Origin of the sequence: Arenicella xantha (assembly GCF_003315245.1) — a bacterium.
GTDB classification, from domain to species: domain Bacteria; phylum Pseudomonadota; class Gammaproteobacteria; order Arenicellales; family Arenicellaceae; genus Arenicella; species Arenicella xantha.
Genome location: NZ_QNRT01000004.1, coordinates 63,558 through 77,506 on the forward strand (window position 1 = coordinate 63,558; position 13,949 = coordinate 77,506).

The 13,949-nt window shown below is 47.2% G+C and carries 8 protein-coding genes; 3 read left to right on the top strand and 5 right to left on the bottom strand.

The window, feature by feature from the left end; all coding sequences use genetic code 11:
* Positions 1 to 222 precede the first annotated feature (222 nt).
* The 3 genes from DFR28_RS13970 to DFR28_RS13980 form a co-directional block, all read right to left on the bottom strand.
* Entirely contained in the window at positions 223 to 1,971 is a 1,749-nt protein-coding gene (locus DFR28_RS13970) for an ATP-binding response regulator (RefSeq protein ID WP_113954998.1), read from the bottom strand.
* A gap of 423 nt (positions 1,972 to 2,394) precedes the next feature.
* Entirely contained in the window at positions 2,395 to 3,735 is a 1,341-nt protein-coding gene (locus tag DFR28_RS13975) for a response regulator (protein ID WP_113954999.1), read from the bottom strand.
* A 124-nt stretch (positions 3,736 to 3,859) separates the two neighbouring features.
* Entirely contained in the window at positions 3,860 to 4,555 is a 696-nt protein-coding gene (locus DFR28_RS13980) for an ABC transporter permease (protein WP_113955254.1), read from the bottom strand.
* Between the two features lie 866 nt (positions 4,556 to 5,421).
* Here DFR28_RS13980 and DFR28_RS13985 point away from each other — a divergent pair.
* Positions 5,422 to 6,180, top strand: coding sequence for a FadR/GntR family transcriptional regulator (locus DFR28_RS13985; protein WP_113955000.1), 759 nt, complete (start codon positions 5,422 to 5,424; stop codon positions 6,178 to 6,180).
* Positions 6,181 to 6,219: 39 nt separating this feature from the next.
* Here the strand turns inward: DFR28_RS13985 and DFR28_RS13990 are convergent, their stop codons facing one another.
* Both DFR28_RS13990 and ppc read right to left on the bottom strand, forming a co-directional pair.
* The gene (locus DFR28_RS13990) at positions 6,220 to 7,095 is read right to left on the bottom strand and encodes an ion transporter (protein WP_170132109.1); all 876 of its coding nucleotides are present in this window, start codon (positions 7,093 to 7,095) and stop codon (positions 6,220 to 6,222) included.
* Positions 7,096 to 7,145: 50 nt separating this feature from the next.
* Complete coding sequence (ppc, locus tag DFR28_RS13995; protein WP_113955001.1) at positions 7,146 to 9,914, bottom strand: phosphoenolpyruvate carboxylase; 2,769 nt, start codon at positions 9,912 to 9,914, stop codon at positions 7,146 to 7,148.
* A 161-nt stretch (positions 9,915 to 10,075) separates the two neighbouring features.
* Here ppc and DFR28_RS14000 point away from each other — a divergent pair, with 161 nt between their 5' ends.
* Together DFR28_RS14000 and DFR28_RS14005 are read left to right on the top strand one after the other, a co-directional pair.
* Positions 10,076 to 13,375: a CHAT domain-containing tetratricopeptide repeat protein gene (locus DFR28_RS14000; RefSeq protein WP_113955002.1), complete on the top strand. Its 3,300-nt coding sequence runs from the start codon at positions 10,076 to 10,078 to the stop codon at positions 13,373 to 13,375.
* Complete coding sequence (locus tag DFR28_RS14005) at positions 13,350 to 13,934, top strand: RNA polymerase sigma factor (RefSeq protein ID WP_113955003.1); 585 nt, start codon at positions 13,350 to 13,352, stop codon at positions 13,932 to 13,934. Before DFR28_RS14000 ends, DFR28_RS14005 begins: the two co-directional genes overlap by 26 nt.
* Positions 13,935 to 13,949 lie beyond the last annotated feature (15 nt).

The following is a 13,949-nucleotide window of genomic DNA, read 5'->3' on the forward strand; positions in this document are numbered from 1 at the left end:
TAACTCTATTGATTATTATGGTCAAGGTAAACGGCCTTAACGTAGTCAGAGTAACGCAGCTAGGGTTGGTAGAAGGTTGGTGCAAAATTGACGCCCGTTTCCGATACGCACAATGATATAGGAGGCGCCAAAACTCGACACGTGAAGGAGAGAGAGGATACTACGCGTTGAGGAATCGGCAGCTCTTCAGCATGGGTTATCGAGCGCACTTGTTGCAGTGCGCTAACTGGATGGTTTTAATCTGAGAGCGTCGTGTATTACCGCGAGCAATTGTTCAGGGCTCACTGGCTTGTGTAAGAGTTGAAAGCCGCTGTTCACAACTTGCTGCAGTCGTTCTGGGGAGGTGTCTCCAGTAACAATGATTGATGGAATTTCTTGGTTAAATTCTTCTTGTATTCGTTGGCAGGCATCAGTGCCAACTTTGTCGTTACGTAACCGATAATCGGCGATCGTGACGTCTGGTGGTCGGTTTAGTCCGCTCATTAACGCAACCGCCTGGTCCTCTGATTCGGCGCAGAAGACTTGGCATCCCCAAGAAGTTAAAAGTTTATCCATGCCGTTTAACACGCTTAGATCGTCGTCGATTACTAAGATTGATTTATCCAGCAGGTCTCCAATATTGGCGCTTGTTTCGACCGGCTTTTGTGAGGCTGTCTCGGTACCGGGTCTTACCTCTAATTTAAACGTAGTCCCATGGCCAACAGCCGTGTCAAACGTTAATGGTAGGTCAAGTAAATCGCATAGACGTTTGACGATTGCTAGACCCAAGCCAAAGCCCTGATTTCGGTCGCGTTCAGGGTTATGCAGCTGGTAATATTCGGAAAATATATTGTCAGCCTCTTCGGCCGGAATGCCTGGGCCAGAATCAGATATGCTAATGCACAGATTCCCGTTACGCTTGGAGTTTGCGACGATGGAAATCGTACCGTTTTCGGTATATTTGACGGCGTTCGACAGTAGGTTTCGTAATATTCGCATTAAGAGTACTGGGTCCGTATATACGAAATGCTTAGTGTGATCAATCTCGAACTTGATGCCTTTGCCTTCTGCTTGTGACGAAAACTCTTCGCTAATTTCTTGGAAAAGATCGTGCAATGGTATGTTTTTCTGACTAACTTCTACCACGCCTGCATCCAATTTTGACACGTCCAGCAAACTATTAAACGAGTTATTGAGAGCGTTCATTGAGTTGGAAACGCCTTCCAGTAATTGTTGTCCCGTTTCAGTTTTAACATGCTCATGCAGAGCCGATAGTAGGAGCCCAGTAGTGTGCAATGGTTGTCTTAAGTCATGACTGGCCGCTGCAAGAAATCGATTTTTATCGTCCACGGCTTTTTCGGCCACAACTCTTTTTTCTTCGAGGCTTTCGGCTAGATTTTGCTTCTCGAGTTGAACTCTGATTAAGTCCACTACTTCTGTATTTGTTACATTGTAGAGGTAAAGGATGAAGATATTAAAGAATATCGTCCCGACGCCAAACGATGCATATTGGCCATTGTCGTAAATGAAAAATAGCAGGGGTAAGGAAATGGAGAAGGGTAGCCAGTACACAAAATACGAAGGGCGGTGCGCCGCTAGGGCGACAGTTCCGGAAACGATTAGAATGAAGTAGACGAAAGAAAACACTAGTAGCAGTAGAGTGTTTGCTGGAGTGAAAAACATCGGTAGAGCAATGCTCCAAGTTATGCCAGTTAAGGCAACATTGGCCGCGTATAATTTTAGTAATCGGTCAATGTTGTACGATGTTACTTCGGCCCGATCAAACATTGGATAGAGCCAAAACCCTCTAAGTGTAACAATCAATAAATTAGGGATCAGGCAAAATATGACTACCGCAGTGGGGTCATGGCGCCAATAAAAAAACGAAAACGTGAGCACAAGAGTAAGTAGCGCCCAGTTTGGCGTACGACGATTCAGCAAAACCTCAAGGGTTTGTTTTTTGACATGAAAATCGATTGGCTTCATCGGCATGTTGAATTACCTTGGTGTCCGTTCGTTAGGTTTGCACGTTGTTATGCTACTAACCTGTCTGTTGGAAGGTGCGATCCGAATGCAGTGGCCGTGATAGTAGTTAAGTATCATGTGTTTTTTACTGCATTTAGTAACACCGCTTGATTGAAATTTTTAGACCCGCAAGCAGTAAGCGCAAAGATAAGTGTAGATTAGTTCAAATCGAGCAACAACTAGACTTATGGCCACCTCTCGGGGTAAGGGCAATAAGGCATTAGTGAGTGCGCGCGCGCTCTTTTTTCCGTCAAGCCGAATCGATTTTTAGCCGCGCGTCTATACTAGTCGTTTGATTGTTAAATTTGGCCTTGAAAAACTAGCTTCAAGGTAAATTGCTTGGAGTATTAGCTCGTATGACGGAGTGTTAAATTGATCGACCTTGGCGTTCTATCTTGGCTGTAATGTAGCGGTGATTCGATTGTTTGCCGCCGCAACTGCGTTCCATTCAGTTGAGCTGGTGGTTCGGTCTAGCTGCGGGTATTGATATGACGGTGCTGATACGCCGAGCGCGATAAGGTCTAACCGAAGGTCGCCACGTTCAATAATGTCCGCGGAGTCAATCATATTGGCAAATTGAACTGAGGTATCTGTTGAGCTGGTGTAGGTGCGCGATGTATCGCTAATTAACTGGCATTGGGTCACTGGTAGTGGCTCGCTTGGTAAAATTAGTGAGCCACTAGCATCTGCTTCAGTGCAAAAATTACCATGGTGCAGCTCCAACGATAAGGTTCCTTTAAAATTAGTTTGATCGAGTGAATCGAGCAGGTCGCTGACGAGTCTGATGCGGTCTCCCGATAGCGCTTGTTCGGCAAAGCCAAACTGTGACTGAAGGTTGAGGTTGTTCAGTTGAACCTCGAAGTCTGAACTGGAGCTGCTCCCTTCTGGTCTTGCGCTAGTGTCATCTATCGGAGCGTGTATTGATTCTATTTCAGCGGCTTGATTTGATGCTGATGCGGCGCGTAACTGACTCACTTCTTGGCGAAGTTTTATCATTTCAATCAGGCTAAATAGCGCTAATGCTGTAAGAATTCCGATGCCGATATACATCCAGTTTGGCTGTTTTGAGCGTGGCTTAGATCGTAGTTCACTTAGGAGTTTGGTGTTTGCTGTTTGTTGCTGCTTTTGGTGGCGAGCGACATCATCTCGTACCACGCGAAATTCTCGCATGAACCGATTAATTAGCACGCGAGTATTATCTTGAATTTCGCGTCTAACACGACGTTGTTGAATATCCATCGAACTTGCTACTTGATCTCTGATCGCCGCAAGATCGGGCGTTAGCTCAGTGTGATGGAGGGGCTCGATTGTCGCCCCTTGCCCGTCATGTTCGATCGGCGGAATATCGCCGAGCAGTGTTCCAACATTGACATGCTTCACGACCCTGTCCACATCTAAGTCGGTCATTATGTCTTTGGAAAGCACGTCAATAGCGCCAGCGGCACGTGCCTGACGAACGTATTCGTCGCCAGATTCGGCGGTGTACATCGATATCGGGATGTTACTAGTGGCGGGGTTTGATTTGATTATCTTGATCGCTTCTAAGCCGTTCATGCCGCGCATCGAGTGATCCATGAAAATTACGTCTGGAATGCGATACGATAGATAGCTCAAGGCATCCTCAGCCGAGAATGCTAGATCAATACTCAGGTCGTAACGTTGAAGTATTCGCTTCAACTTAAAGTGAGCAGTTTTAGAGTCATCAACGATGAGTGCGGTTTTAGTGGGCATGCCTGTACTCGAGTGAATCGGCGTGTGAGCCGATTTTTGTTTTTTATTATTATCCTACCCAGTATAGCGTCTTAAGTTTTGCACAGGATGGCTAAATGGGCAAGGTGGAACTGTCGCGTTATGGTCACCGCTGGGGCTTTGATCGAATTAGGTAATAAAACGACGCGGCCGACAAACCGGACGAGGCGAAGAGAAGCAGCATTATCATAATCTGGTAGCGTACCGCTATTAATGGTGATACGCCGGAGAGGATTTGCCCAGTCATCATGCCAGGCAGAGAGACTAAACCGACAGCAAATAAGGAATTGATGGTCGGAATCAATGTGGCCGAATATGCAATTTGGCGAGCTTGTGTCTCGCTTTGATTTGCTAGTTCTGCATAGAATCGTTCGGCAAATAGACTGATTGCATTCATTCCTACCGCAAAGATCATTCCGGCCAGTGGAATTACTAAGTTGGGTTGGAACCATGGCTGGCTGTCTAAAACAAATTGCGTGGTTAGAATAAGTAGCGCAACATTTACTATGAAGGTCGCGAGTAGTGCGCGCCAATATAAGTTTATGCGCCGGTTTGGTACTGAACGCAAAGCAATCCATGCCGATACGAGTAACATGATAGTCAAGGCACCGAGTACCAGAGCGGCTTGTTTGGTGGTAAACAAATAGGTCAGTGCGTAGCCAATTGCGATTAGTTGCAACACCATTCGAGCCAAGGCATATAGCGCGGTTTTCGCACCGGCGGACCAAAACCATAAAAGTCCGATTACCAGCAAGCTAGGTATCAGGATGATGACTAGATTAACAATTGGGATGGTTTGCATACGCGTGAATTTTGCTAACGCAGTGGCGGTCAACGGGAGGTTGAGCATACCGCAGCGTGCGATGAGTACAAGTCTAGCTTGGTTTGTTTGCTGGAATTAACGGTAAGTCAATCGCTATGCAAGATGATCGCCGATATTAAATTGAAAAAGGCCGCGGCACGCAAAGGAGTAACGTACCGCGGCTAAAACTTTAAAATCGCTTACAATATGCCGATGTTGCCACCATGCGATCTTGGCGCACTAGATATCCAGAAGCTAAGATCATAAGTGCAGTATCGAAATGCCTATTGGCAACTATTGGCATGCTTCATCACAGCCTCGGTGAATTGGTCGAGGGTTGAAGTCGTGGCCGAGTATTCTTTCGCTTTATGTCCAAGTTCAGCAAGCCCCCTTTCGGCCTGCGGTGTGACTCCATTGAGTTGTCTGAAATTAGTAGTCTGGTTTATTGTGCGAGATTAATTAGTGAGCGGCAGATCGCTGGTGACGGGGTCTTCCGCGCGCTTATTGCGTGATAGTTCCCTTTTAGTTTCCGTTATTGGTGACTGCTCGGTTGCAAACCTAGGTTAGCCATATGACTATTCAAACAGACTTGTTAATGTGAGTCAATAATATGTTATTACCAATTTAATTGAGTGTGGTCATACAATTCTGTAAACTTTTTGCAATTGAGGGCTGTTTGATGTGTTGGCGACGCGGTAATATTGTATGACCAATGTTGCCATTAGTGATTTGCAGTTCTTGCTATAGCACAGTGTTTTTGTTAAGTATTTGAGTGGGCCGCCGACTCGTGTGCGAGTGTTAAAGTGAGTAATAGGTGGCCTAAGACAAACTTACCTAACCAATAATTAGAGTGTGGAGCTCATTGCATGGCCGGTCAACAAAGATTATATCGACGAGTGTTTGATCAGATTACGACTCTGATCGAGTCTGGAGAATTTAACCCTGGTAGCCGCTTACCAACCGAGCGAGAGCTTGCTGAACGGTTTGGCGTGAGTCGTCCAACGGTGAGGGAGGCTATCATTGCCTTGGAGGCGACTAATCGAGTGTCTGTTAAGACCGGATCAGGTGTTTATGTACTCGAGCAGCTCGGACGAGGTGCGATATTTAATAGTGAAGTTAGTCCATTTGAAGTGCTCGAAGCCAGAGTGCTGCTCGAGGGCGAATCTGCCGCATTGGCCGCGAAGATGATTACCGATGATCAGCTAGCTCTTTTGAATGAAGCATTCGGTGAGCTAGCTAAAGAGGACGCTGATACTAGCTTTTCTTCGGCAGATGCTGATCGTAAGTTTCACACTATCATCGCCAATGCGACACACAATCGGGTTCTCGCTAAGCAGATTCATGACCTGTGGGAAATTCAGGAGAGCCTAGATCATATAAAACGAGCGCATCAGGCCGTTTGTGCGACTGAAGGCGCCAAGCGCATTAGCGAACACAAGGCTATTCTAGATGCGATTAGCCGGCATGACTCACGTGCAGCTCGAACGGCGATGCGAGGTCATTTCTCGAATATGTTAGAGACGATGCACGCCGATATGGAGCAGCAAGCGGTGGAAGAAGCGCGTGTCAAAGGCAGTCAAATGCGTGAGCGTTTTAGTCTCGGCGTATTTACCACCGGCGAGTAAGCAATCGGCTTTTTGTGGTTAATCGGGAGCGCCAATAATTCACGTTTTGTGGTTATTTGACCGATCGTGTGGTGAGGCTGGTCCAAGTTCTTGGAGCCGCTCCTCTAATTGACGTGTTTTTAGCGCACTGAGTTGCTGTTCTAAATCTTGAATGCTGGATTTGGTGCTTACCAAGGTGGCCATCAGTTGATCATGCAATTCAGGGTGCTCTAGTTTTTTTAGATAGGCATACTTGGCTTCATCAAGGTTGTTAATCACTACGGCAATAAAGAGATTGATCACCACAAAGGTGCCGATGATCACAAAACTAACGAAGTAGGCCGCATAAAATGGTGACATTTCCATCGCCTTATACATGACGTCAGTCCAATCTTCTAAGGTAACAATCCGAAATAGCGTGAGTACCGCATAGCTTAAGTCACGCCAGTGCGTTGGGTCATGTTCATGGAATAGGTTGTACCCCAGAACCGCGTAGATAAAAAACAACAACCCCATCAGAATCGCAATATGAAACATGGATGGAATCGATCGCACCAAAGTTTCAACAATGAGTCTTAACTCGGGGAATGCATTGATCAGACGCAACACCCTAAGTAGTCTCAGAACTCGGCCCAGCATCGCGAATTCTGCAGCAATTGGGAGTAGTGATAATACAATGAGTGTAAAGTCGAAGCAGTTCCAACCGTTTTTAAAGTAATCCAGAGGACGCGGCATTTTGGCGATTATTTTGATCGCGGCTTCAACAATAAAGGCTGCTAGCACCAGCCCGTGTGCTAGCTCAAACCACTTTGCAAGTTCAGGCGTCATCCATTGAGGAAACGACTCGAATCCTATAATGGCTGCGGTAAATAGAATTAAGCCAATTATAATTCGCTCGAACAGCTGTGATGCTGCGAACATTTTAATCGCATTCATAGAGTTAACCTTATCGCTACTCGAAAGTGGTTTAATTGCCGGTTTTTACGTTAACCTGTGTTGCGCAAACCTGTGGCGATGCCATTGATACTATCGAGTACCGGTTTCAGCCAAGGTGAGGCCATGCGATCCGGTTCATTGGCTAAGCGTCTTAATAACATCACTTGTATATAATTTAATGGGTCTAAATAAGCATTACGCCAGCGCACTGATTGACCAATTTGCGGAAAATCGCCCATCATGTCATCGATGCCGGTGATCGTACGAATGGTGTCAATGGCCACTTGATACTCGCCTTGCATTTGCTCGAAGGTGCGCTTAGCAATAGCTTGATCTGAACACAGCGTTGAATATTCATGTGCGACCTCTTGATCTGTTTTCAAGATCACCATTTGCGAATTACTCAATAAATTTTGAAAATAGCGCCAGTTGTTTTGCATGTCCTGTAACGTGCTTAGTCCGCCTTCTTCAATGGCCTGACTCAGAGCGCTACCTAAGCCGTACCAACCAGGAATATTCTGGCGTGATTGAGACCAGCCAAAAACCCATCCGATAGCTCGAATAGATTTTTTTGAGTAGTCCGCGGTTTTACGGTGCGAGGGTCGAGAGCCGATATTAAGTAGCCCGATTTCTGCCGACGGAGTGGTTTCGTAAAAGTATTGCATGGTGGCCACATTGTCATCGGTCAGGTCGCGAAATGCCTGCTCACCAATGGTCACCAATTTGTCCATCATGGCGATGTGTTCGGCTTGGTCATCATGCGTTACGCCCGGCAAACTGGCTTTCATTAGGCCGGTAATGCCAACTGTCAACTCGTAGCGAGCTGTTTCTTTAAAATTGTATTTGAATGACAGCACTTCGCCTTGTTCAGTGAACTTAATACCGCCTTTAACCGTGCCTTTAGGCTGACTTAAAATTGACTCGTGAGTTGGGCCGCCGCCGCGACCAATAGTGCCGCCGCGACCGTGGAATAAGAGGCAGCGAATGCCGTGCTTATCGGTTAAGCTGACAATGTTCTTCTGAGCTTTATATAAGTTCCAGCTAGATGCCAATATACCGCCGTCCTTACAAGAGTCGGAGTATCCCAACATGACCTCTTGAGTCTGGTCGGAGTAGCTTAGTAATTGTCGATAGACTTTATTGTTAAACAAACTCTCTAAGGTTGGTTCCGCATGCTCGAGATCCACCACGGTCTCAAATAATGGGGCAATGTGAATTTGACATTGCACGTTACCGGCGGCGTCGGTCTCAATTAACCCAGACAGCTTGGCCAGCAGCGCTACCTCTAAGAGGTGGCTGGCTTCATGTGTCATCGAGATGATGTAGCTACCGAAACAATTTTCAGAAACTTCGGCACGCATCTCGCTCATTAACTCAAACACGCTAATAATATCGGCGCTCTGAATGGTGATCTGACGTCGGTCGTAGCTGAATGGTTGTGTGCTTAGCAGTTGCTCGGTCAACCATGCTTGGCGCTGTGCTTCGTCCATTGCGTAGTAGTCGATTGGGTCGGCTAGGGTTGAAGCGATTTCATGAATGGCCTGCGTATGGAGCGTCGACTCCTGGCGGATATCCATCTTAGATAAATAGAACCCGCAGCTGTCTAATAAACGCATTAGGTCGCGTAGGCTGCCGCGCGTGAGGTTTGCTTCATTGTGATGAACCAGTGAGTCACGCACCAAGGCCAGCTCGTCGGCGAACTCCTTCTCGGAGCGAAAGGCTAATGGATCAAAAAAAGCTTTACCGTCACCGAGTCGGGCTTGGACTTGATCGATGGTTTTTTCGAGACGCAACTTAACCAAGCTTAGTTTTCGACGATACGGCTCTTTGATATGTTTCTCACCAAAATATTTGGCTAACCGAATTTGGTCGCGTTCCATTGATTTAACAAACGCTGGCGATAACTCAATTTGATCGGCGCTATGAGTGAAGACCGTGCTTAATTCATCAACTCGCCGAGCGTATTCCGTGAGTACCTCAACTTGCTGCATACGCAGCGCGTTACGAGTAATTTCTGGCGTAACAAATGGATTGCCATCGCGGTCACCGCCGACCCATGTGCCAAAGCGAACGATATTCGGGATTTCTAATGATTGACCGCGTGCTTCTGGGTAAACCGCCTTTATTGCGTCTTCAAGGTCGCGGTAGATTTGTGGTAAACAAGCAAAAATACTCTCGCGAAAATAGTAAAGTGAGTTTTCGATCTCATCATAGACTGTTGGCTTGGTCGGCCTTACCGCTTCAGTTTTCCAAAAGATCTGAATCATCGCCTTTAAGCGATGTTTAAATCCTGACAAATCTGATTCAGATAGATCGTCGCGGGTTAAGCCTTGGTATTGCGCATGGATTCGTTGCAATGCTTCGAGCACAATGGGGCGCTTGGCTTCAGTTGGATGAGCGGTAAAGGTTGGGTAGTAGTTCAAATCACTAATCAACGTCATTACCTGATCAAGGCTCATGCCGTCGGAGTTGAATTTCTTAATTGTGTCAGCGAACGAGTTTTTCCATGTTTCGCCGTTCTCTTCTTGGTCATCACGCGCTTGTTGATTAGCGTGCTCTTCGGTGATATTCGCAAGATGGAAAAATGTACTGAACGCATGAATGACACGATCTAGGGACTCGGCATCCATTGCTTCAATGGCTTCTAAAAGTTCGGCCTTCTGATTGGCATCGGGTTGTAAACGTTGGCCGATAAAGCCTTGCCTTAATAACTCAACGGCGTTGAATATGGCTGAGCCTTCTTGCTCGTTAATTACTTCGCCCAATAAGTCGGGCAATATTTTTGCGTTGTCACTGAGCGCGTTAATAGGGGGATTCACAGTTCAGATTCCTAGAGGTGAGTAATAGTCCGGTGGGGCAATTGTATCACTCGAAGTTCTGTCCACGTAATCGCAAAATAGTGATTGTCGCGTTTTTATTTGCGGAGTTATTCGTATATCAGTGGGGCTATTGGACGCCGTGTACTAATTAGCGCTACTCTATGGGTACCCCGACTCACCAGTTGAATAATGTGCTGATGTTTAATCTTGCTGTGCGAACTGCTCGGCTTAGTGGAATAGTTCTGATTGTAAGCCTAATTTTCGGCCGAGCGGTGCTGGCAGATGATTCAGCGCGGCGGCTTGTAACCGGTGCTGATCTAAGTCAACCACGGAGCATCGAGATTGCTCTCAACCCGAATTCGTATGTGGTAATTAGGGTTGCGCAACGCACCGCGGATTATCAACTGGCTTTGTATCGTTCCAGTGACGCCACGCTAATTAGACAGGTGAATTTGTCGGCGCACAAAGCGGTTGATGAACTAATGTTGGTGGAGGCTTCAGACTGTCGTCAATGTCGGGTCGAACTGATGGCCGACAGTCTCATTGACCAGCGCGGTACGTACCAAATGACTGTCGAAACAGTTGCGGTTACCCCATCGTCAATGTCGACAAACTCACGCGCCGAGCTGGAAACTCTTCGTGCTATTTCGCAAGTGGGAGAGCTCAACCATAAGCTCTATCAAGCGCAGGATGATGATACCAATTATTTAGCATTGGCCTCTCAGTTGCTTGAGTCAAGTTTGACTATGACTCCGCAGAATGCCCATACATTGCAGGCTACCTTTTTGGCGTTGCAAGTGGCTGGTATGCAGCGTCAAACAGAAGTCGTTACCGAGCTGGCACAACAGATTGCGGCAACCGCGGATCAAAGAATAAGTCTATATAGTATCCAGGCGGTCTATGAACTTGCACGGCAAGCTGACAATATAGCGAATAAGCATGCGTTGTTTCGGCGCGGCATGGCCGATGCAATTACTGTTTCTGAGCCGTTACTGTATGCCAAGGGGGCTAATTATTTGGCAATTAGCTTAACCCGCGAAGGTCGTTTTGAAGATTCGATAACGTTATTTAAGGATGTTTACGAGATCTACTCGCGAGAACAGCATTTGGCCGCGTTGATGTTCGCACTGCATAACCTAAGTTGGGCAAGTCAGCGGTCCGGCGATTTGCCCAAGGCTATTTCGTATGCGGCACAGCAGAAAATGGTGGCTGAAGAGAATCAAGCGCAGTCTAGCGTAATTTGGTCGCTTTACAATATGGCGATCGCCTACGGTGAGTTAGGCGACCACTTCGAGGCTGATCAATTTTTAGACCAAGCGTTAGAGCGCTACTCGGTGTTGCCTGAGTCAGAGCAGCGTGACAATGACGGAATTTACGGGGCTATTTTAGAGGAGCGTGCCGAGAGCTTATTACGCCTAGGCGATGTAGCGTCAGCGCGAGATCTGGCAATACTGATTAAGGCGCACTATGAACAGGGTAATTTTCAACGCAATCTAGCGCATTTTGGCATGCTGGAAGGTAAGATCGCGATCGCCGCCGAGCGTTTTGATGATGCCCGCGATGTGCTCACTGAAACACTGGAGTATTACCAGAAGACCGAAGAAGGTCGCAGTGCCGGTTTAGCGCATTTTCGCTTAGCCGAGTTAGAACTTACCCAGGGCAATTTGATTCTAGGATCGACGCATAATGCCGCTGCCCTCAAGAAGCTGTCTGGTACCGAGGACTATTTCTCTCTGGCTAAGGCATTTAGCCAAGCCGTTGAGGTGCTGAATGTGCTTGGAGCGCATACCGACGCCGCAGCGTTGGCCGCGCAAGTTACTAACTTTATTGGCACTCATGGGCGAGAGGATGTTGAAGCTGAATTTGCTTATCGGCGCGCTAAAGTCGCGCAGCAATTAAAGCAAACCGATGCGGCGCTGCTGTGGTTGAACGAGGCTAAGCGATTGCTTGAAGAGAAGTTGCCCAAGGTTAAGCGGCGTGACTTAAGGCAGCAGTATTTAGCCTTGCAGAAGTCGTTGTTTGAACTAAATATTGGACTGCTGGTAGATCAGGGCCAAACCGAGAAAGCCTTGCAGGTAGTCGAATCGTTTAAGGCGAGAACCTTGAAGGAAACGATCAACCAAGTTCGAAACACGCAGGCTTTGCCAAGTGCTTTACAGCAAACGCGTCGACTTTTGCATCAACAGATACTGCAGAGTGCAACGACTTGGTATAGCGACCCGAGTCGCCGAGAAGTGTCACTATTAGCCAATACTAGAGTATTGAGTACTGAACTGGAGAAGGTAGAACTTGATATTGCGGCGCTGCAAGGCAAAGTCCAACCTAATAGTCCAGACGACTCTCTGCCAGCCATTCCGCAACTCAACAACCCAAGTGAGTTGATGGCGTTTTATTTTATTGGTCAGCAGCGTAGTTGGATGTGGCTGCTCGAGTCGACAGGAATAAGTGTGTTTGAGTTGCCTGCTGCCAACGAGCTGTTACCTTTAGTGCATAGCCTAAAACAACAGGTCTCGCTGCATCCGCGCCATAGAACGGCTGGCAATGCGTATCAACAGAGGCAAGACTTGCTAAGTTTGGGAGAGCTCTTGCTTGGGCCGATTGCTAAACAGGTCGATTTTTCGAAGATCAGCAATCTAACTATTATTCCAGATGGGCCGTTGCATGGATTAACGTTTGCACCACTGCAATTGGCTAATTTGGATGGTCCTTTGTTGGCGCACACGGCAATTTCTTATGCTCCGTCATATCAGGCTTTAGTGGCGCTCGAACAGCGTGCTGAACGTAACAATTCACTAGCCTCAGCGATGAATGTGTTGGTCGTTGCTGACCCTATTGATTTAACCCTCGAAAAGTCACCATTCGAGCGCTTGCCGGCAACGGTGTATGAAGCGCAACAAATTAGATCAATTTTAGGTGATCGAGTGCAGGTGTTGATGGGCGAGGGCGCGACTAAAAAAAACTTACTCAAAGCGCTGTCGCATCGATATTCCATTTTGCATTTTGCTACGCACGGTCTATTGAATAATCAGACGCCGGCACTGTCTGGTTTAGTATTTTCACGTAACTCGACGGACGCACATTTTTGGTTGACACCGGAGATCAGCAGCACAGATTTGCAAGCCAATTTGGTTGTGTTGAGTGCTTGCGAAAGTTCGATTGGTAGAGAGGTGGCAGGCGAAGGCTTGCTGAGTTTGAGTCGTGCATTTATCGAGGCTGGGGCGAGCCACGTTATTGGAACTTTGTGGAAAGTACAAGACACCGCTACGGCGCAACTGACGAGTCGATTTTATTCTAAGCTGTTAGATGATAGTCTAGCTGTCTCGGTTGCGCTGCAAATGGCGCAACTTGAGGTTTATAACGATCAACAAAACGATTGGCGTGACCCTTATTACTGGGCCGGATTTCAACTTCAAGGTGGTTGGCAAACATTAACCTATGGTAGCGATAAAAGCACCGAGTGAAGCGTCGGTTTCTCACCAGCTGGTAGCTCGAATTCTTGACGGTGACCTAAGCGCAGAGCGAGAGATGGTGGAGCGCTATCAACGTGGTCTCGGCGTCATGTTGTTTAACCGTGCGCGAGACCGCGAACTGGCTAATGATATTGCGCAAGATACCTGGGTCTTGGTGTTGCAGAAAATTCGCGACAATCAGCTACGCGATCAGTCTAAATTGGCCGCATTTATTATCCAGATTGCCAAAAATCAACTCATCATGCGGATGCGCAGTAGGGCGAAACAACAGTTCGTTACTGAAGATGAAGTTGGGGAGATGCGCGACCCGGGCCTAAGTCCAGATAAAATGATGGTAAATGAACAGCTTGGAGAGTGCGTCACATCACTTATGGGGGAGTTGAAAGTGGATCGTGATCGTCAGATTCTGCAGCGATTTTACCTAGTTGGCGACGATAAAGACGCCTTGTGCGAGGAATTCGGTTTGAGTCACGCACACTTCGACCGAGTGCTTTATCGAGCACGTGAGAGGTTTAAGTCTCTTTGGCACGAAAATGTTGGAAAAAGGTAGGTCTTGGTGAGAGAA

Coding starts and splice junctions, on each gene's coding strand:
- DFR28_RS13970 (WP_113954998.1), bottom strand. CDS start 1,971: ATGCCGATGAAGCCAATCGATTTTCATGTCAAAAAACAAACCCTTGAG.
- DFR28_RS13975 (WP_113954999.1), bottom strand. CDS start 3,735: ATGCCCACTAAAACCGCACTCATCGTTGATGACTCTAAAACTGCTCAC.
- DFR28_RS13980 (WP_113955254.1), bottom strand. CDS start 4,555: ATGCAAACCATCCCAATTGTTAATCTAGTCATCATCCTGATACCTAGC.
- DFR28_RS13985 (WP_113955000.1), top strand. CDS start 5,422: ATGGCCGGTCAACAAAGATTATATCGACGAGTGTTTGATCAGATTACG.
- DFR28_RS13990 (WP_170132109.1), bottom strand. CDS start 7,095: ATGAATGCGATTAAAATGTTCGCAGCATCACAGCTGTTCGAGCGAATT.
- DFR28_RS14000 (WP_113955002.1), top strand. CDS start 10,076: ATGGGTACCCCGACTCACCAGTTGAATAATGTGCTGATGTTTAATCTT.
- DFR28_RS14005 (WP_113955003.1), top strand. CDS start 13,350: ATGGTAGCGATAAAAGCACCGAGTGAAGCGTCGGTTTCTCACCAGCTG.